At 65.3% G+C, this 20472-nt stretch carries 12 protein-coding genes; 9 read left to right on the forward strand and 3 right to left on the reverse strand.

The window, feature by feature from the left end; translation table 11 throughout:
• The first annotated feature begins 2 nt into the window (after positions 1-2).
• Positions 3-1652 (forward strand): methyl-accepting chemotaxis protein, encoded by a 1650-nt coding sequence (locus tag ACGTNG_RS08100; RefSeq protein WP_394576502.1) that lies wholly within the window; start codon positions 3-5, stop codon positions 1650-1652.
• Between the two features lie 14 nt (positions 1653-1666).
• Entirely contained in the window at positions 1667-3445 is a 1779-nt protein-coding gene (locus ACGTNG_RS08105; RefSeq protein WP_394576503.1) for an EAL domain-containing protein, read from the forward strand.
• Here ACGTNG_RS08105 and ACGTNG_RS08110 read toward each other — a convergent pair.
• Positions 3435-5417, reverse strand: a complete 1983-nt coding sequence (locus ACGTNG_RS08110) for a sensor domain-containing diguanylate cyclase (protein ID WP_394576504.1) — start codon at positions 5415-5417, stop codon at positions 3435-3437. The two genes, ACGTNG_RS08105 and ACGTNG_RS08110, sit on opposite strands and share 11 nt — an antisense overlap.
• 246 nt (positions 5418-5663) lie before the next feature.
• Here ACGTNG_RS08110 and ACGTNG_RS08115 point away from each other — a divergent pair, with 246 nt between their 5' ends.
• The gene (locus tag ACGTNG_RS08115) at positions 5664-7529 is read left to right on the forward strand and encodes a methyl-accepting chemotaxis protein (RefSeq protein WP_394576505.1); all 1866 of its coding nucleotides are present in this window, start codon (positions 5664-5666) and stop codon (positions 7527-7529) included.
• A gap of 85 nt (positions 7530-7614) precedes the next feature.
• Here ACGTNG_RS08115 and ACGTNG_RS08120 read toward each other — a convergent pair whose 3' ends face one another.
• Positions 7615-7887 carry a hypothetical protein gene (locus ACGTNG_RS08120; RefSeq protein WP_394576506.1) on the reverse strand — a complete coding sequence of 91 codons (273 nt, stop codon included), beginning with the start codon at positions 7885-7887 and terminating at the stop codon, positions 7615-7617.
• A 293-nt stretch (positions 7888-8180) separates the two neighbouring features.
• Here ACGTNG_RS08120 and fliD point away from each other — a divergent pair, with 293 nt between their 5' ends.
• From fliD to ACGTNG_RS08150, 6 genes are all read left to right on the forward strand, one after another.
• Complete coding sequence (fliD, locus tag ACGTNG_RS08125) at positions 8181-9590, forward strand: flagellar filament capping protein FliD (protein ID WP_394576507.1); 1410 nt, start codon at positions 8181-8183, stop codon at positions 9588-9590.
• Positions 9591-9859: 269 nt separating this feature from the next.
• Positions 9860-11533 (forward strand): flagellin N-terminal helical domain-containing protein, encoded by a 1674-nt coding sequence (locus ACGTNG_RS08130; protein ID WP_394576508.1) that lies wholly within the window; start codon positions 9860-9862, stop codon positions 11531-11533.
• Between the two features lie 188 nt (positions 11534-11721).
• Positions 11722-15126, forward strand: a complete 3405-nt coding sequence (locus ACGTNG_RS08135) for an O-linked N-acetylglucosamine transferase, SPINDLY family protein (RefSeq protein WP_394576509.1) — start codon at positions 11722-11724, stop codon at positions 15124-15126.
• 6 nt (positions 15127-15132) lie between these two features.
• Positions 15133-16098, forward strand: a complete 966-nt coding sequence (locus ACGTNG_RS08140; RefSeq protein WP_394576510.1) for an ABC transporter substrate-binding protein — start codon at positions 15133-15135, stop codon at positions 16096-16098.
• Positions 16095-18056, forward strand: coding sequence for a diguanylate cyclase domain-containing protein (locus tag ACGTNG_RS08145; protein ID WP_394576511.1), 1962 nt, complete (start codon positions 16095-16097; stop codon positions 18054-18056). Before ACGTNG_RS08140 ends, ACGTNG_RS08145 begins: the two co-directional genes overlap by 4 nt.
• Before the next feature lie 87 nt (positions 18057-18143).
• Positions 18144-18800 (forward strand): transglycosylase SLT domain-containing protein, encoded by a 657-nt coding sequence (locus tag ACGTNG_RS08150; protein WP_394576512.1) that lies wholly within the window; start codon positions 18144-18146, stop codon positions 18798-18800.
• Here the strand turns inward: ACGTNG_RS08150 and ACGTNG_RS08155 are convergent.
• Positions 18731-20257, reverse strand: coding sequence for a methyl-accepting chemotaxis protein (locus ACGTNG_RS08155; protein ID WP_394576513.1), 1527 nt, complete (start codon positions 20255-20257; stop codon positions 18731-18733). The two genes, ACGTNG_RS08150 and ACGTNG_RS08155, sit on opposite strands and share 70 nt — an antisense overlap.
• Between the last annotated feature and the right edge of the window lie 215 nt (positions 20258-20472).

Here is a 20472-nt window from a genome sequence, read left to right on the forward strand (position 1 = left end):
TGATGCGACTTCTCGATCGACTGACCATCCGGCTCAGCTGGAGCCTGGTGTTGATCGCCTTCGGCGCGATCATCCTCGGCACCGGGGCGCTCGGCCTCTACGCCAACCATCACGGCCGCACCGCCTTCGCTGACCTTCGCGAGGTCCAGGGGCAGCAGTCCCGGGCCCTGCACCAGGCCTATATCGCGACCCTCAGGGCCCAGGTCGCCATGGAGCGCGCCGCCCACCTGCTGCGGCTGCCCTCCTTCGATCGTCCGGGGCCGGTCATCGATCAGGCCCGGTCTGACATGGCCGCCGCGAAGGCGGCCTTCGAGCGCTTCCAGGCGCTGCCGGCGGCCGGCGAGGGGACCGTCGAGTCGCTGGCCGAGCGCTTCCACTCGCTGCTCGGCACCGGGCTTTCGCTGCAGCTGATGCTGCTCGAGGAAGAGGATCTGGGCGGCTACGACGCCGGCAAGTCCCGGCTGGCTCAGATGAGTCAGGCCTTCATGGACGGCGCCGATGCCTTCTTCGCGGCGTCGGCCCAGCGCGGCGACGCCCAGGCCGAGCGCTTCGACGCCATGGCGAGCTGGCTCAACCTGGCCCTGATCGCCGCCCTGGGAAGCGCGCTGGCCTTGGTGCTGGTGGTGGTCTGGGGCGTGCGGGCCAACGTCATCCGCCCGCTGTCGCGCATCACCGGGCACTTCCGGCGCATCGCCGACGGCGACCTCTCGACGCCGGTGGAGGCCCGGGGGGGCAACGAGATCGGCCAGCTCTATGCCGAGCTCGACGGCATGCGCCGGGCCCTGGCCCAGACCGTCGAGCGCATCCGCGACGGCGGCGGCGCGGTGCTGGAGACGGCGGCGCGCCTGAACGAGGGCAACCAGGAGCTCTCGGCGCGCACCGAGCAGCAGGCGGCGTCGCTCGAGCAGACGGCCGCCAGCCTGGACGAGATGACCGCCTCGGTCGCCGATACCGCGGGCCACGTCCGCGAGGCCAACGAGCTGGCCGACCACGCCACCGAGCGGGCCCACCGCGGCAGCGAGGGAATGAGCGCCTTCATCGAGACCATGGGGGAGATCCGCGAGCGCTCGACCCGAATCGGCGAGATCGTCGGCCTGATCGACGACATCGCCTTCCAGACCAACCTGCTGGCGCTCAACGCCTCGGTGGAGGCCGCCCGGGCGGGCGAGCATGGCCGCGGTTTCGCGGTGGTGGCCGACGAGGTGCGCCAGCTGGCCTCGCGCAGCGCCCGGTCGGCCGGCGAGATTCGCGCGCTCACCGAGGCCTCCCGGGCCAGCGTCGCGCAGGGCGACGAGCTGTCGCGCCAGGCCAGCGAAGCGATGGCGGCCATCGTCACCGCCATCCGCGGCCTCGGCGAGCGCATCGGCTCGATCGACCACGCGGCCACCGAGCAGCACCGCGGGCTCGATCAGATCAACCAGGCGATGCACCAGATGGGCATCGTCACCCAGCGCAATACCGCGCGGGTGGCCGAGGCGCAGCGCACCGCACTGGCCCTCAAGGAAGAGGCCGAGCGGATGCGCGCCTTCACCGCGCGCTTCTGCCTGCCGACGATGGCCGCGACGGACGACGAGAGCAGCCCGGACAGCGCAACGCCGCCCGATGCGCGAGAGGCGCACGTCGCCCAGGCCTCGATGGCGCAGCCCGCCTGATGGGAGAGGACCCGATGCCCGATACCGCCCCGGGCAGCGCCGCCGAGGCGATGCTCGATCACGAGGCCCGGGAGCTCGACCGCATCCTGCGCGAGGGGGCCATCACGCCGCTCTTCCAGCCGATCGTCGATGCCGGCTGTCAGGGGATCTTCGGCTACGAGGCGCTGTCCCGCGGGCCGTCGGACTCGCCGCTGCACTCGCCAGTGACGCTGTTCGACACGGCGCGGCTGACGGGGCGCCTGGTGGAGCTCGACCTGCTCTGTCGTCGCCTGGCCATCGAGGCCTTCGCCGCCCTCGACCTGCCGGGGCGGCTCTTCCTCAACGTCATGCCGACCTCGCTGCTCGAGGAGGACTTTCGCGAGGGGCTCACCCGCGCCTTCCTCGCCGGCGTCGGGCTCTCGCCGGAGCGGGTGGTGATCGAGCTCACCGAGCACCTGCCGATCCACGACTACGCGCTGATGCGCCAGGCCGTGGATCACTATCGGCGCATGGGCTTCCAGGTGGCCCTGGATGACCTGGGGGCCGGCTACTCCAGCCTGCGCCACTGGGCCGAGCTGCGCCCCGACTTCGTCAAGGTCGATCGTCACTTCGTCCAGGAGGTCGACCGCGACCCCGGCAAGGGGCAGTTTCTGCATTCGCTGCTCGAGGTGTCGCGCAGCCTGGGCTGTCGCGTCATCGCCGAGGGCATCGAGACCGCCGGCGAGCAGCGCTGCCTGTGGGGCATGAACTGCATGCTGATGCAGGGGTACCACTTCGCGCGTCCCTCCCGCCAGCCGCCGCGCCGGCTCGAGCAGCCCGCGCCGACGCCCGCGGCGGTGTCGGGCTCCTTCGGCGCCAGCGCCGCCACGCTCTGCCGCCATCTGGCGCCGGTGGCCCAGGGCACGCCGGTACCCGAGGTGGTGGCGCGCTTTCGCGACGATCCCGGCCTGCGCTGCCTGGCGGTGCTGGACGCCGAGCAGCGCCCCGTGGGCGTGGTGCGCCAGCACGCCTTCCTGTCGCTGTTCACCAACCCCTTCAGCCACTCCCTGCATGCCCGGCGCCCCATCGATGCGGTGATGGATCGGCGCATGCGCCTCGCCGAGGAGTCGATGCCGCTGGAGGCGCTCAGCCGCCACATCACCGGTTCGACCCAGGGAGGCCAGGACGACTTCGTCATCGTCGATGCCGACGGGCGCTATCGCGGGCTCGGCCAGGTGATCGACCTGCTGCGCGAGATCACCGCCCTGCAGGTGCGCAGCGCCCGTCAGGCCAACCCGCTCACCGGACTGCCCGGCAACCAGGCGATCAACGACATCCTGGCGGCGCGGCTGGCCGACGGCGAGGCCTTCGTCGCGATCTATGCCGACCTGGACCGCTTCAAGGCCTTCAATGACGCCTACGGCTATGCCCAGGGGGACCAGGTGATCCTGGCGGTGGGGCGGCTGTTGCAGGAGGTGGTCGGCGAGGCGGGCTTCGTCGGGCACGTGGGCGGCGACGACTTCATGCTGGTGCTCCAGCCCGAGGGCGCCCGGGCGAGCTGCGAGGCGATTCTCGAGCGTTTCGCACGCTTCATCCCGACCTTCCATGACCAGGCGCATCGTCAGGCGGGCGCTCTCACCGGGGGCGATCGTGAACGGCGCGAGATGCCCCTGCCACTGATGACGCTCTCGATGGCCGCCTACCCGGTCCCGAAAGGCTCGCGGCTGACCGCGATGGAGATCGCCAACGCCCTGGCCGAGCTCAAGGGGCAGGCCAAGCGTCAGGCCGGCAACAGCCTGTTCGTCGATCGGCGCGCTGACGGGGTCATGCGCTGACCACGGCGTTGCGCCCCTGCGCCTTGGCGCGGTAGCTCGCGGCATCGGCGCGCCGCATCGCGTCGTCTACGCTCGCATCTCCCCGCTGGAAAGTGCTCACGCCGATGCTGACGGTGACCCGCCAGATCTTGCCGTGCTGCTCGAGCCCGTTGGCCTCGATCCGCGCCCGCAGCGCCTCGGCGATGCGCATCGCCCGGGGAGATTCGCAGCCCGGCAACAGCATGGCGAACTCGTCGCCGCCCTGGCGGGCGGCATGGTCGCTGCTGCGCGTCTCCTCGCCCATCGCGGCGGCCACCAGGCGCAGCATGCTGTCGCCCAGAGCATGGCCGCCTTCGTCGTTGACGGGCTTGAAGTGGTCCAGGTCGAACAGCAGCAGCGCCGAGGGGGTGCCGGCCTTCTCCCAGGCGGCGAAGGCCTCCTCTAGCCTGCGTTCGAAGCCGCGCCGGTTGAGCAGGCCGGTCAGCGGGTCGTGTTCCGCTTCCCAGCGCCGCAGGGCATCCTCGTGCTGACGCTGGGTGATGTCGCGCACGGCGCCCACCAGGCCGATGAACTCGCCGTCCACGTGGATCGCGTTGGTATGCACGTCGAGCCACAGCGTCTCGCCGTGCTCGTCGACGTAGCGGAACTGGCGCACGACGTCCTGATGCTCGCGCAGGCTGGCTCGCCAGGCCTCGACCATCGGCGTGCGATCCTCGTCATGAATGCGCTGTGCCCAGGCCGTGAGGCCAATCGGCGGCGCGATGTTCAAAAGCTCCTTGAGGGCCTCGTTGACGAAGGTCAGCTGGCCGCGGGTGTCGGTCACGAACATGCCCTGGGGCGAGGCGTCGAGGATCCCCCTCAGGAAGGCCTCGCGCTGCTGAAGATCGCCCAGGCTCTGCAGCCGCTGCTGTTCCAGCTCGTTGAAGACATCGACGACGCGGCGCAGCTCCGTCATCTGGGTGGGGATCTCCAGCCTGCGCCGGTGGCCGAGGCTCAGTTCGCGGATCTGCTGTGCCAGGCGTGTCAGCGGTCGCAGTGTCAGCCAGATCAGCGCGCCCATCAGCGGCAGCAGCAGGCCCAGGGCCCACCAGGCTCGCTGCGTGATGCGCTGCATCACGCTGGCCAGGGGCGCATAGGCCTGCTCCATGGGCAGGTAGATGCCCACCACCCAGTCGGCGGGCCAGATCTGTCGATAGGCCTTGAGGGCCTCGCCGCCCTGGCCGGTGTCCCCCAGCGCCTCGCCTTCCCAGCCCAGCAGGGCGAGCTCGAGCGCGGGGTCGTTCAGCGTGGCGACGTCACTCGGCAGGTCATTGCGCTGCCCGGGGTGGTAGAGCAGACGGCCCGAGGACGTGGCCACCACCACATGGCCGTTGTCCCCGAGGCGCAGGCGCTTGAAGTCCTCGAACAGCTCGCTGCGCTCGATCTCCACCAGCCCGCCGAGGAAGCCCGTGTAGCGGCCCTGGGCGTCCCGGCGGGGGACCAGCATCATGACCATCGGCTTGCCGGAGACGATGCCGATGAAGGGGTCGCTGACGTGGGGGCGCTGCACGTGGCGCATGAAGCGGGCATAGCCGCGATGGCTGATGTTGCGACCGTTGCGGCCGGCGAGCATGGGCCAGTTGTCGACGATGGTGTTCTCGGCATCGACCAGCACCAGGCCCTCGAAGAGCGTGAGCATCTCCTCGTGGCCGCCCTCGGCCAGGGCACCGGATGAGGCGCGTGGGAACTGCTCGGCCAGGCGCTCCAGCGCCTCCAGTCGCTGCTCGATCTTCTGCGTGATGGCATTGCTCACGAGCTCCGCCTCGTAGCGCAGGTGCACCTTGTTGGTCTCCTCGACCAGCAGGGTGCCGGACTGCCAGCCGAAGGCCAGCAGCATCACGCACAGCAGGCTCCATACCGCCGCGACGCCCAGCAGCAGGCGTCCGCGCAGGGAAAGCAGGTGTCGCCGAAGGGCGGCTGTCAGGGATTCGATGATCGTCAGGCTGGCTACCACTCAGGTTGTTGTCGTCTCCACGATCGAGACGACACCGTGCGGGCATATAGAGAAGCATGTTGCCAGCCTGAGGCACGGGCTCCAATCCCCCTGCGCCTTATTCATTAGGCCTTTCTTTTGTTTTTCGCAGCGATATCGAGTTTCTTGATCTCGCTCAAGTCTCGGCGTGGGGCGCCGATATGGCGAGGGTCGCCGGCTGTGGCACCCGTGGCCGGCGTGAACAATAACCCCTCCACGAGAGTGATCATGCTGACTTCCCTGAGACTGCGAATCCTCCTTGCCACCCTGCTGGTGATCGCCGTGGCGCTGATCGCCAACGGCGCGGCCAGCTATTTCACCGTCAAGTCCCACAACGATCGACAGATCGCCCAGCAGCTCGACTCCATCGCCAGCGGCAATGCGCAGGCGATCGAGGAGTGGATCGCCGCCCGCACCAGCATGGTCGAAGCGGCCCGCGAGCCGGTCATGGGCGAGGCCTCGACACAGGCGCTGATCCAGCTGGCCGAGTCCGGCGGTTTCCTGTCGGCCTACTTCGGCCGGCCCGATGGCACCCTGGTCTCCTCCGACGGCTGGGTCCCGCCCGACGACTACGATCCGCGCCAGCGCGGCTGGTACCTCGACGCCACCGAGCGCGATGAGACCATCGTCTCGCTGCCCTACATCGACGCCAACACCGGCGGCATGGTGGTCACCGTCGCCACGCCGGTCGAGCGCAACGGCCGGCTGGTGGGGGTGATCGGCGGCGATGTGGTGATCGACCAGCTGATCGAGCAGGTCGCCGCGATCCGCCCCACCCCCGCGAGCTTCGCCTTCCTGAGCAGCCAGGGCGAGAGCCTGATCGCCCACCCCGATGCCGACCTGACCCTCGAGCCGCTGACCCGGATGAGCGAGACGATGACGCCCGCCTTCATCGCCGCGCTGGGCGGGGCCGAGGAGGCCTGGCAGCGGGTGGTCGTCGACGGGGCCGACAAGCGCCTCGCCGTGACGCCTATCGCTGGCAGCGACTGGGAGCTGGGCGTGGTCCTCGACGAGCACGAGGCCACCGCCGGGCTGCGCGGGGTGATGAGCGCCTCCGCGATCACCCTGGTGGTGGTCGGCCTGCTGGCGGCGCTGCTGTTGGGCACGTTGCTCAAGGTGGTCTTCCGGCGGTTGCTGGCGGCGCGTGACGCCATGGAGAGCGTGGCCAGCGGCAGCGGCGACCTGACCCGGCGCCTGCCCGAGGAGGGCCACGACGAGGTGGCGCAGATCGCCAACGCCTTCAACCGCTTCGTCTCGCGCATGGAGACGGTGATGCTGACCATCCGCGACAGCAGCGAATCGGTGCACGTGGCCGCCACCGAGATCGCCCAGGGCGGCCAGGATCTCTCGCGGCGCACCGAAAACGCCGCCTCCAGCCTGCAGCAGACCTCCGCCTCCATGGAGGAGATCACCAGCACCGTGGAGCACACCGCCGAGTCCTCCCGCCAGGCCAACGGCCTGGCCGAGTCGGCGGCCGGGACGGCCAGGCGCGGCGGCGAGGCCGTCGACCAGGTGGTGACCACCATGCAGGGCATCACCGACTCCTCCCGGGAGATCAGCGAGATCGTCGGCGTGATGGACGGCATCGCCTTCCAGACCAACCTGCTGGCGCTGAACGCCTCGGTGGAGGCCGCCCGGGCCGGTGAGGCCGGGCGCGGCTTCGCGGTGGTCGCCGACGAGGTGCGCCAGCTGGCCAGCCGCTCGGCCGACGCCGCCAAGCAGATCAAGGCGCTGATCGATACCTCCGCGGCGCGCACCGAGCAGGGTGCCAGCCAGGTGCGCGCCGCCGGCGAGACCATGCAGGAGCTGGTGGCGAGCGTCACCCGGGTCGCCGACGTGCTGGGCGAGATCACCGCCGCCACCGGCGAGCAGAGCGACGGCATCGGCCAGGTCAACGTGGCGGTCTCCGAGCTCGACCGCATGACCCAGCAGAACGCCGCCCTGGTGGAGGAGTCCACCACCGCCGCCGAGCAGCTCAAGGAGCAGGCCAACCGTCTCGCCCAGACGGTGGGCGGCTTCACGCTGAGCCAGCGCTACACGGCGGGGCTGAGCAGCGAGGCCACCCAGCCCGATCGCGAGACCGAGCGGGCCTGAGGCCTGTGGCTGGCCCGATACCTCGGGCCGGTTGAAACACGACGCCCGCGGCGCACTGCCGCGGGCTTCACCGTTCATGAGGCCATCAGGTGGCGAGCGCCTGGGCGCGGCGATAGAGGGTGCGCGCACTCTCGATGGCGACGGCCTCGTGGGCGTCCAGCGTCAGCACCGCCCCCTGGCGCGATGCGCCATTCCGGGCGGCCTCCTCCAGCTGGCGCGAATAGCGCCGCATCAGGTGCTCGAGGTTCATGCGGATCATCGAGATCTCCAGCTCGAACTCGATCTTCAGCTCCTCGAGCCGGGCCTTCTCGTCGGCATCGGCACAGCGTGCGATGCGGCCCCGAAGCGTACTGTCCACAAGGCGTTCGGTGGTCTTGAGCTTGGGGATAACGTCGTAGACGACATCGCGGGCATATAGGTTTTCGGCGTGCGGGCTCGGTTCAGGCAAGGTGCTGTGACTCCAGGCAGTCTTTCGGTATCCAAGCCCTCTTATCGCCTGTGGCGCGGCCATCTTGAGGGTTGGTCGAGAAAGTCGCGTGGCACTGCCCGCCGCGAGCTGATCGGCGCGGCGCCTTTTTTGCTAAAGTTTGCCGCGCCACGGCCGATAGCTCGTGGCAGACATCCTATGGGCGCTCACGGAGGGGCTTTCGCATGGCCAGCATCTCATCTCTCGGCATCGGTTCCGGCCTGGATCTCAACGGCCTGCTCGACCAGCTGCGCGATGCTGAGCGCGAGACGCTCACGCCCATCGTCGCCCAGCAGGAGCAGCAGCAGTCGCGCATCTCGGCCCTGGGCAAGCTGCAGTCGGCCATGACCCAGTTCGACGACAGCGTGGAAACCCTGAAGGACGCCTCGCTCTATGAAAGCCTCTCGGCCAGCGGGGGAGGGGACACGCTCTCTGCCAGCGTGGATGGCGCGGCCCAGCCGGGCAGCTACAGCGTCGAGGTAAGCAACCTGGCGAAGGCCGGCACCCTGGCCACCCAGCGGGTCGAGGCATCTGATACCCCAATCGTCGATACCGAAGGCACCCTGACGCTTGACTTCGCCGGTAGCGAGGTGGCGCCGGTGGATATCCAGATCGCTGCCGACAGCACCCTGGAAGACATTCGCGACGCCATCAATGCCAAGGAGGGCGCCGGGGTCAGCGCCTCCATCGTCAACGACGGCCAGGGCTATCGCCTGGCTTTGAACAGCAGCGAAACCGGTGTCGACGCTGCGATCGACAGCACCAACTTCCATGACCTGCTCAGCCAGGGCGTGAAGGATGCCATTGCCGCCGACAATACTGCTGAGCCGGGCAGCAATGTGATCGTGGCCCAAGCCGGCCAGGATGCCGCCCTGACGCTTAACGGCATCGATATCACCAGCGCCAGCAATACCGTGGAAGGGGCCATTCAGGGCGTCACCCTGAGCCTGAACGAAACGACGGCGGCGGGTAGCCCGATCACCCTGAAAGTGGAGCAGGACACCCTCAAGGTGCGTGAGGCGGTCTCCGGTTTCGTGAAGTCGTACAACGCACTCAAAGACACCATCGGCACCCTCACCAGCTACAACAGCGAAACCGGCCAGGCCGGCGAGCTGAACGGCGACCGCACCGTGCGCACCGTGGAGTCGCGCCTGCGTAGCGTGCTTTCCGGCGGCGTGCCGGGTGGTGAGCTCAGCATGCTCAGCGAGGTAGGTATCACCCTGCAGCGCGACGGTACTCTCGAGCTCGACGAGGACGCGCTGAGCGAGCAGGTGAGCGGCAACATGGCCGCGCTCGGCGAGTTCTTCGCCGGCAGCGGGGAAAGCATCGGCATGGCCGGACAGGTGGACGAGGCTCTGGGGAGAATGCTCGACGAGGAAAGTGGCCTGGTGGCCCGTTCCATCGAAGGGGCCGAGGGGCGCCTCGAGCGCCTCGGCGAACGCTTCACTCGCATGGAGACGAGCGTGGAGCGCACCATCGAGCGCTATCGTGCCCAGTTCGGACAGCTCGATGCCATGATCGCCAACATGAACCAGACCAGCACCTACCTGACCCAGCAGTTCGACGCCCTGGATGCCCAGCTCGGCCGAGACTGATCCTCTTCGGGCTACCCGGCCTCTTGAAGCCTCTCATCCAGCGCCCTGGCCCCTCGGTCGGGGCGCTATCGTGTTGGGCGGCCTGGCTCGGTGCGCGGCATGTCAAGCGACCCGTGCCAAAAAAATCCGATCGAAGCCTAAAGTTCGCCCGCGACCAGTCGTTATAGAGGGTAACGGCCAACGGCGCCGTTGTGGCAGGCCCGCTGGGCCTCGGTAACTCGCAGCGGGCCCGCCAATGGAGCCCTCAACTATCGGGAAGGAATCACACCATGTCCGTGATCAATACCAACATCACTTCCATGATTGGCCAGCAGAACCTGCGTGAATCGCAGAACAACCTGCAGACCAGCATGGAACGTCTCTCCTCCGGCCTGCGCATCAACAGCGCCAAGGACGACGCCGCAGGTCAGGCCATCGCGAATCGCATGAGTAGCCAGATCACCGGCCTCGGCCAGGCGCAGCGTAACGCCAACGACGGTATCTCGATTTCCCAGACCGCGGAAGGCGGCCTGAACCAGATCAATGACAACCTGCAGCGCGTTCGTGAGCTGACGGTTCAGGCTCAGAACGGCACCAACTCAACGGCGGACCTGCAGTCCATTCAAGATGAAATCGGTCAGCGCCTGAACGAGATCAACCGTATCTCCGAAGAGACCGACTTCAACGGTACCAAGGTGCTGGCCGACGGCGTCGAAAAGATGAACATCCAGGTCGGCGCCAACGATGGCGAAAGCATTTCCGTTAACCTGGAAACAGTCAATACGAAAGCGCTGGGCATCTCAGACTTCAGCGTTGGTGGGTTTGAGCAAAAGGACAACGCGTTAGCAGCCGATGCCGATATGCTGAGCGCAGGCTTTGTGGCAAGCGGTGATAACTATATTGCCGGCCAGGCAGACGCCGACGATGTCGTGGGCCTGATCGCCGAAGAGGGTGATGTCGCGCGTAGCGGTGATGTCACCTATACCCGTGCCGGATCCGATGCGATCACCCGAGTGGAGAGCGAACTGGCAGCTGGTGCTACTTCTGGAGGGGTTCTGGATGACAGTACAGCAGGTGGTGCTATCGCAGCAGGCACTTATTCCATTACTAACGATGAAGGCGTGACAGTTAATATTGATGTCGCTGCAGACGGCACTATTACATCGGGTAGCGGGACTTTTGGCATCACGGCAGGTGGTACCTTTACAATTTCTTCTGGATCTGCCCCGAACACTACGCTGGGTAATATCACAACCGTATTTGCCAATTCGACGGCCAGCGAGGACCTGACGTTGACCGGTACGGGCGGCACTGCCGCAGCCGAGAACATCTCCGTGACTGGCAATCTGGCGGGCGACACTTTCCAGCTGACGCAAACCATCAATGACTCAACTGCGTCTGGTGAGTTCAATGGCAGCACCATGTCGATTGAAGGCACGGACTACACTGTCGCTGCAGGGGGGGCTACCGTTACGGCCGATGGCTCCACCCAATACGTCACCACCAGTAACCAGCTGAGCGATACCCAGACCACGCTGTACGGTGTGAAGGATGCTGACGGCAACGATACTTTCAACACTCGTGAAGATGGCACTGGGCAGACTATCTACGTGGATGGCGATCCGGATGCGACCAGCACGCTGACCACGGATGCGACCTACACCAATGAGGATGTGGAAGCTTCCCGCACCGCCGACCCCTTGGACACGCTGGATAGCGCCTTGAATCAGGTCGACAGCTTACGTTCGGAACTGGGTGCGGTGCAGAACCGTTTCGAATCGGCGATCACCAACCTGAGCACTAACGAGACCAACCTTTCAGCTGCCCGTTCGCGTATTGAAGATGCCGATTATGCGGTGGAAGTGGCTAACATGACGCGTGCCCAGATTCTGCAGCAGGCCGGCACCTCGGTGCTTTCACAGGCCAACCAGATCCCGCAGAACGTGCTGTCACTGCTGGGCTAATCGCCAGTTGACCGTGAGAGGCTTTCGGTCTATCAGATAGCTAGAACGAACCGGCCCACTGCGGGCCGGTTTTTTGATGGAAGCTTTACCCTTCTCACCAAAGCTCGATAAGCCGCGATCCGATGTGGCTTTTCTAAAGGACGTGGTCTCGTGAATCCTTATAGGATGATAGTAATTTCGGAGCTGATATGGTAATGCTCATGGCAAAATCGACTCGCAAGATCCGGAAGGGCAAGCCTTTTCAGCTTTCACTTGCTCAGGCACGACGAGCGGTAGAAAAAAAGCCTCTGGATTCCCAGAACTGGAAGATATACGGTGTCATGCTTGTCAATAAAGGGCAGCTTGAGGCTTCACGTCCTGCCCTGGAAAAGGCACTTGAATTAGGGCCCGATGACGCCGATAGTTTGGCGTGGCTGAGCTTCGTAGAGTATCGTGAAGGGGAGACAAGGAAAGCCGCCGAGAAGATTGAAAGTGCACTGTATATTAATCCCGACCATGTGCAGGCGCTACTGGTAAAGGCCATGCTCATGCGTGATAGAGGGAGACATGATGAAGCACTCACGCTAGTGGAAAAGGCGGAAAAATTCGACAAGAATAATATTGCACTTCGGGAGATAAAGGCTAGGTCTTTTTATATGCTTGGCCGCTTCGGTGAGGCGGCTGACGTCTACTCAGATCTTGTTGAATTGTTTCCGGGAAATTATAATTATTGGAATAACATCGGTAACATTTTTCGAGATCTTGGTGATTTACACCGTGCCGATCATCACTACCAGAAGGCTATAGAGCTGGCAGGAGACGATTCTACTCCCTTCTCCAATCGCCTTACGGCAGCACATTACCAACCTGGGTGGAGCCGTGAGGCTGTTTTCCACCTCTGCCAAGAGTGGCAGGCTCGATTTGCGCCTGAAGCGCTTCACCAGCGCCCCGTTCCCGATAATATTGACCCTAAGCGTCGTTTACGGATAGGGATGTTCTCGGATGGATTTCGTAATCATCCTGTTGGAACTATGATTGTTGAGGTGTTGGCAGCACTGGAATCCAAAGATTTTGATATTTATTTGTATTCTTCCAGTGAAGAAAATGATTACATTACCGAGCGGCTTTTTAAAATTAGCCATCATTGGCGTCCGGCAAAATACATGTCAGATGATGCGTTCTATCAAGAGTTGATTAAAGACAAGGTAGATATTCTAATTGATTTGTCGGGCCATAACAGCGGGTCTCGATCAAAGGTTGTAGCCATGCAGCCAGCGCCCTTGATCGTAAAGTGGGTTGGAGGGTTAATTAATACTACGGGTGTTCATGCAATAGACTACCTGATCAGTGATGCTATCGAGACGCCTGCGACCAAAGAGGAGGATGACTTCTATACAGAAAAATTGATTCGTCTGCCAGATGACTATATTGTCTTTTCACCGCCGAAGCATGCTCCACTTTGCAATACCCTCCCTGCCCTGGAAAACGAGTATGTTACCCTTGGTTGCTTTAATAATCCAACCAAAATCAATGATTTAGTTCTAAAGGAATGGGCAGTGTTAATGCACATGCTGCCCAGCTCAAGGATCTTCCTCAAGGGTAAACCTTACACCAGTGAATCTTTATGTGAACGAATTTTTTTATTGATGGAAGATGAAGGGATAGAGAGAGAGCGCCTTATAATTGAGGGGCCGTCCTCTCATCGAGGGCTTATGGAAGCTTACAATCGGGTAGATATTGCTCTCGATCCTTGGCCTTACTCGGGCGGATTGACTACTTGTGAGGCGATGTTGATGGGTGTGCCGGTTGTCACTCTTCCGGGGCCCACCTTCGCCGGACGCCATAGTGCCACTCATCTGGTCAACGCCGGAATGCCGGAACTTGTCGTTAATAGCTGGGATGAGTATCGCGAGCGGGTGGTGGAGCTGGCTTCCGATCTGGATAGTCTGGCCACCATTCGCACGCACCTCCGTCAAGCCCTGCTGGAATCGCCCGTCTGTGACGCTAAGCGCTTTGCCAAGCACTTCACCATTGCCATGCGCGCCATCTGGCAACGCTACTGTGAAGGCAAGGCGCCGGCCGCGCTCACCTTCGACAAGGCGGGGCAGGCCACCTTTGATGGCGAAAGCCACCCGGTAGCACTCGTTGAGCCGGAGGCGATAGAGAGTGATGAGGACCGCTTCCGCTGGAGCTTTACCGGCAAGGTGATCGTGCTGGACAACGGTGCCAAGCTGATGCGGCGCAGCGCCGGCATCGACGGGTTGCTGAAACTGGGCGCTTTTGGTGTGGTCGCCTTTGACCCGGCCAGCCGCGTGGCCAATCCCGAGCGCTTCGACAATAGTGAGGACGTGCAGCTGCTGCCCCACGCCGCCCTGGGCGATGGCCAACCGGCAACGCTCTATGCCACCTTGGATCCGACGGCCAGCGCCACGCTGGAGCCGCTGCCGGCGGAGCGCCTGCGCCCCGAGCAGGCTAAAGCGACCCGAGTACTGACCAGTCTGCCGGTCAATACCGTCACGCTGGACAGCATCGAAGGTCTGGAAAGCCTCGACTGGTTGATCCTCGATGACAAGAGCGACGCCATGGCGGTGCTGGAAAACGGCAGAGAGGCATTGAAAGATACCCTGCTGCTACAAGTGCGGTTGGCCTTTCAGCCCACCCATCAGCATCAGCCGGACTTCGCCCAGGTAAGCCATTGGGCCAGCCGTCATGGTTTCCGTTTCTACCGTTTCAATGATGAGCATCACCGCAGTCAGCTGCCCGACGACGTTCCCGCAAGCCAGCGTCAAGCCACAGAGCTGGAAAGCGCCGATGTGCTGTACCTGCCGAGTCACGAGCGTATGGCGAGCCTGAGCGATAACCAGCGTATGAAACTGGCTTTTGTGTTGGATACGGTGTTTGGTGCCAAGGACACAGCGTATGGCCTGCTGGAGGCCGTGTGCAAAGAAAAAGCAGAGCAGTATCTGGTGAGCCTCGGTTACAGGGCGCGTGAAGAAAACCTCGTGGAAGCTAATGTAAAAGATGAAACGCCGGGCATATCGATACCCGATGCGCCTTTTATGAGCGAAAGTGAGCGAGCGTTATTCAAGGAATCGCTGCAAGCGGCGAGGCATTATTTTGAATTTGGCAGCGGCGGTTCAACGGTATGGGCGGTCAACCAGGGGCTGACCGTATATGGTGTAGAAAGCGACGATCAGTGGGTAAATGGTCTGAAGGGTAAGTTGGGTGAACGCTGTCAGGTAAAGGCAGTAGATATTGGTCCAACCCGCGAGTGGGGGTATCCAGTTTCACTGGACAACGCTGAGGTTTTCGCTGACTACAGCAAGGAAATACTCAACCACCAAGTAGGATTTGACTTGATTCTGGTGGATGGCCGTTTCCGGGTGGCATGCGCGATGGCAGCGATTAAGCATATTTTAATGCATTCCGATGACCCCAATGCGGCAAGAATCTTCATCCACGATTTCTGGAATCGACCGAATTATCATGTGGTGCTTGAATTCCTTGAAACGGTCAAGCGCTCGGAGTCGGCTGGTGTGTTCAAGTTGAAGTCAAACGTTGACACCGAAAACATTGAGAGGGTTTGGGAAGAGTATGCGGCGCAGCCGGCATGAGTCCCCATGCATCGACGTGACCTCCTTAAGATCCTTACCGCGCTGGCGGCGGCCCCGCTTGGCTTGGCGGGGTGCTCGCCCGGTGGTCCGCTGACCATCGGCCTTCACCCTTGGCCGGGCTACGAGCCGCTCTACCTGGCGCGGGCATTCGGCTGGCTGCCGGGCGAGGTGGTGCTTCGCGAGGGGGGCAATGCCGGAGATACCCTGGCCGGGCTTCGTCGCGGCGAGCTCGACGGGGCCGCACTGACCCTGGACGAGGTGCTCAAGGCGCGCTCGGAGGGCATCCCGCTGACGGTGGTCGCGGTCTGCGATGATTCGGTGGGGGCCGACATGGTGCTGGCCCGGCCAGGCATCGAGACGCCGAGAGCGCTCGTCGGCCGGCGCATCGCCGTGGAGCATACGGCTCTGGGTAACCTGGTGCTGTCGCAGTTCCTCGAGGCTGCCGGCCTGCGCCGCGATGAGCTTCGGGTGGTGGATATGGCGCCCAACGCACAGCTGGCCGCCTGGCGAGCGGGGGAGATCGAGGCGGCCATCACCTACGAGCCCGCCGCCAGCCGGCTGCTGCGCGAGGGCGCGGTGCGCCTCTATGACAGCAGCCAGTTTCCGGACGTCATCCTAGACGTGCTGGCGGTGCGTGAGGATCGCCTTCGCTGGCGAAGGGGCGCGGTGAGCTCGCTGGTGGCCGGTCACTTTCGCGGGCTCGACCACCTGCGGGTCAGTCCCCAGGATGCCATGCGCCGCATCGGCGCCTGGCGGGGGCTCGGCTTCGAGGAGGTGCGCGCCTCCTACGCCGGGCTGGAGCTGCCGGGGCCCGCCGGGAACCGCGATTACTTCGGTCCGCAAGGCGATCTGGCGAGGGCGGCGCGGCTGCTCAACGACGTCATGGTGGCCAACGGCCAGCTGTCGCGGCCGGATTCCCTGGAGGCGCTCTCGACGCCGCGCTACCTGCCCGAGATTGGAGCGGTCGCATGAGCGTGCTTCGTCACCTGCTACTTGTCGCGCTGATGTTGCTGCCTGGCCCGCTGCTGGCGGAGGAGACGCTGACGCTGGGCGTCTTCGCCTATCGCCCCGAGGCGGTGATGGAGGCGCGCTATCGCCCGCTGGCCGAATATCTCGGCGAGAGGCTGCCTCATCATCGTGTCGAGCTCGAGGTACTGACGCTCGACGAGATCGAGGAGGCGATCTCCCATCGACGCCTCGACCTGCTGATGACCAATCCCAGCCACTACCTCGAGATCCGCAGCCGCAACAGCCTGACCGGGGCGCTGGCGACCGTCATCAACGCCCAGCACGGCCAGCCCGTCAGCAGCCTCGGGGGGACGATGATCAAGGCGGCGGGCAACGCGGCGATCCAGAACCTGGAGGATCTCGCGGGCCGGCGGGTCGCCATGCCGGGTCGGCGTTTCCTGGGCGGCTACCAGACCCATGCCCTGGAACTCATGGACGCGGGGATCAACCCACGTCGCGGCATCACGCCTGTGATCACCGGCAGTCACGACGCCGTGGTGGCGGCGGTGCTGACGGGCGAGGCGGGGGCTGGCTTCATTCGCACCGGCATCCTCGAACGGTTGATCGCCGAGGGGGATCTCGCCCCGGGAGAGCTGGAGGTGATTAATGCCCAGCGGCTGGCGAGCTTCCCCTTCGCCGTCTCCACGCGGCTCTATCCCGAGTGGCCTCTCGTCGTACTGCCCCAGGTGGCGCCGGAGACGGTGCGCCGGATCGCCGTGGCGCTGTTCACCCTCGAGCCCGAGCATCCCGCCGCCCGAGAAGCGATGATCGCCGGCTTCGCGCCGCCCCAGGACTACCTGCCCGTGGAGAACCTGGCGCGCCGCCTGCGCCTGCCGCCCTATGATGCCGTGCCCGACTTCACCTGGCGCGACATCTGGCAGCGCTATGCCGGCTTCTTGCTCGGCTTCGCGGCCGCCGGTGCCCTGGTGGTGGTGCTGCTGGTGATGCTGGCGCGGCGAAACCGATTGCTGCGCCAGCAGCGTGAGCGCCTGAGCCTGCTCGCCGGCGTCTTCACCCACTCCCACGAGGGCGTGATGATCACCGCACCCCATGGCGAGCTGCTGGAGGTCAACGATGCCTTCAGCCAGATCACCGGCTACGCTCGCGACGAGGCGGTGGGGCGCAACGCCAGCCTGCTCGGTGCCGGCCGTCACCCTCAGGCCTTCTACGCGGACTTCTGGCAGCAGCTCAAGCGCACCGGCCACTGGGATGGTGAGGTGTGGAACCGGCGCAAGAACGGCGAGATCTATCCCCAGCGGCTCACCATCAGCGCCGTCACCGATGCCGCAGGGGAAGTGCAGCGCTATGTGGGCCTGCTCTCCGACATCTCCCAGCTCAAGGAGCACCAGCGTGCGCTGACCCACGCCGCCCAGCACGACGCCCTCACCGGTCTGCCCAATCGCGCGCTGCTCGACGACCGGCTGCGCGTGGCGATGGCCCAGGCCGACCGCAGCGGCCAGCGCCTGGCCGTGGTCTTCATCGATCTGGATGGCTTCAAGGCGATCAACGACACCCATGGCCATCACGTGGGCGATCGCCTGCTGGTGGCCCTCGCCGAGCGCATGCAGGGCGAGCTGCGCGCCAGCGATACCCTGGCGCGCCTGGGCGGCGACGAGTTCGTGGCCGTGCTGCTGGACCTGGCGAGCGACGAGGAGGGCGAGCGGGTACTGGAGCGGCTGCTGGCGGCCACCGCGGCACCCGTGGAGATCGCGGGGCACCGTCTCGAGGTCTCCGCCAGCCTGGGGGTGGCCTACTACGATGGGGCCGATGGCAGCGAGGCGGATCTTCTGCTGCGATACGCCGATCAGGCCATGTATCGGGCCAAGGAGGCCGGCAAGCAGTGCTATCGGGTGCATGGGGCAATGCAAGAGGGCGCCTCGACGCCTGATGCCACCTCAAGCTTCGAGTGTGCAGGCCGATAGGCCGGTTTTGGGCAGCGCGGCGCCGCGAACCATGCGCGACTAGGGGCACGTCCCTGCAGCGAGCACCATCAAGGGAGACAGGTCAGGATGATGAGAGGCAAGACGTTAAGGACCATAGGGCTGCGGCCCCTGGCGGCGCTGACGCTGCTGCTGTCGCTGACCGGCTGCGCCATGCTGGCGCCGGCACCGCCCGAGCGTCAGTCGAACGTCTGCGAGATCTTCCGCGAGCAGCCCGACTGGTACGACTACGCCCGGGCCTCCGAGGAGAAATGGGGCACACCCATCGCCACCCAGATGGCCTTCATCCAGCGCGAATCCAGCTTTCGCAGCCACGTGAAGCCGCCGCGCACGAGGCTGCTCGGCTTCATTCCCTGGACCCGGCCCTCGTCGGCCTACGGCTATGCCCAGGCCCAGGACCCGGTGTGGGGCGAGTATGAGGCGGACGCCGGGCGGCTGTTCGCGCGGCGCACCCACATGAAGCACGCCACCGACTTCATCGGCTGGTACAACGCCCGCACCCGGCGCATGACCGGTGTCTCCCTGCACAACCCTCGCCACCTCTACCTTGCCTACCACGAGGGACAGGGCGGCTATCAACGTGGCTCCTGGCGCCGTAAGCCCGCCGTTCAGCGCGCGGCCGGCCAAGTCGAGCGCACCGCCTCTCGCTATCGCAGTCAGCTGGCCGCCTGCGAGGCGGAGTTCCGCTGTGACGGGCTGCTCGAGGTCTGGCCTTTCTGCCGCTGATCTCCCACCGAGGGCGCGCTCAGGCGGAATGAGCCCACCGCGTCCATCAGTTCGCCGGCCGCCTCGCCCAGCTTCTCGGCCGTGGCGTGGGCCTCATCCAGGGCGCGCGCGGAGTGCCGCAGGGAGCCCTGCATCTCCAGCACGCTGCTCTCCAGCTCCTCGATGCCGTGGTGCTGCTGCTGGCTGGCTCCGTCGATCTCGCGCAGTCGCTCGGCCACCCGGTCGAAGGCGCCCAGCACCCGGGTCATCGCCTCGCCGGCGACGCGGGTGCGGCTGACCCCGGCCTGCACGCTCTCGTCGTTGCGCTGGATGCGTGAGCGGATCTGCCCGGCCGTCTCCTGGGTGCGCTGGGCGAGCTGGCGCACTTCGCCGGCCACCACCGCGAAGCCGCGGCCCTGCTCGCCGGCGCGGGCGGCCTCCACCGAGGCGTTCAGGGCCAGCAGGTTGGTCTGGAAGGTGATCTCGTCGATGTCCCCCAGCAGCTCGGCGATGCCGGCGGCATTGGTGGAGAGCTCCTGCATGGAGTGCTCGAGGGCGAGCACCTGCTGCTGCCCGCCCCGCGCGTGCTCGGCGGCCTCGCCCGCCAGCTCGCGAACCCGGCTGGCCTCGCTGGCGCTCTCGCGGGTGGTGGCGCTGAGCTCGGTCGCGCTGGCCGAGACGCGCTCGACCTGGGCGGCGTTGCGCTCGGCCTGGCGCCGCAGGCCGGCCTGGCCAGCGAACAGCGTATCGCTTAGATCGCTCACCTCATGGCCGGTGGCCTGGGCCGTCAGCAGGGTGGAGGCCACCCGCTGTCGCATGGTGTCGACGGCGGCCAGGGTCTCTCGCCGCCGCTCCGCGTCGCTGAACGGGATGTCCAGCCGCCCCTGGCCGGCCTGTTCGGCGAAGCGGGCGACGCGCAGGCCGTCCTGCACCATGCGATCGAGCATGCGGGCGAGATAGCCCAGCACCACGGCCTGCACCACCACGGCGCCGGCGTGCTGCAGCAGGCAGATGACGAGGGCCGCCGCGTCCTGGTGCGCCATGCCGCCATACAGGTTCACCATGCCGAGGTACTGGAGCCAGGTGAACAGCACGTGGTGCACGGCGATGACCGCGGCGCCCAGCACGATGACACGCCAGTCGCTGTAGGGAATCAGCGCCGAGAGCATGATGAAGATGCTGAAGTGGGCCTCGATCCGGCCGCCGCTCTGCTCGATGAGCAGTGCCGAGAGCCCCATGAACAGCGCCGCCATCAGGAAGCCGCCGGCGCCGGTGGGCAGCCGCCACTGCAGCAGCGCTACCAGGGGGAAGGCGGTGGCGCCAAACGCCAGGGCCAGCGCCAGGGTGCCGTTATAGAGGCCCACGGCCAGGCAGAGCGCCAGATGCAGGCCGGCGAGCAGCCACATCAGCCGGTCGATACGCTGGCGGTGATCGTTCCCGGCCTGGGACGTAGCGGGAGTGGTCCGATATCGGGACACGGCGTTGGCTCCTTGTGCGTATTCGCGGGGGATGCATGTCGGGATTCAGGGGGTGATGCGTTCGGTTATCGGCCGTCCCATGACGAACTTTATACATGGGCACGGTTAAGTATGAGGTTTGTAACGGATGGGGTTGTGCGTCTGGTCGCGCTCCCCGCGAACGGTTGTGTCCGCGGCGGCCTGGGCCTAAGGTTGGCGGCTTTCTGTCATCTGCC

It is taken from the genome of Halomonas sp. B23F22_3, assembly GCF_043496965.1.
Taxonomy (GTDB): Bacteria; Pseudomonadota; Gammaproteobacteria; order Pseudomonadales; family Halomonadaceae; genus Halomonas.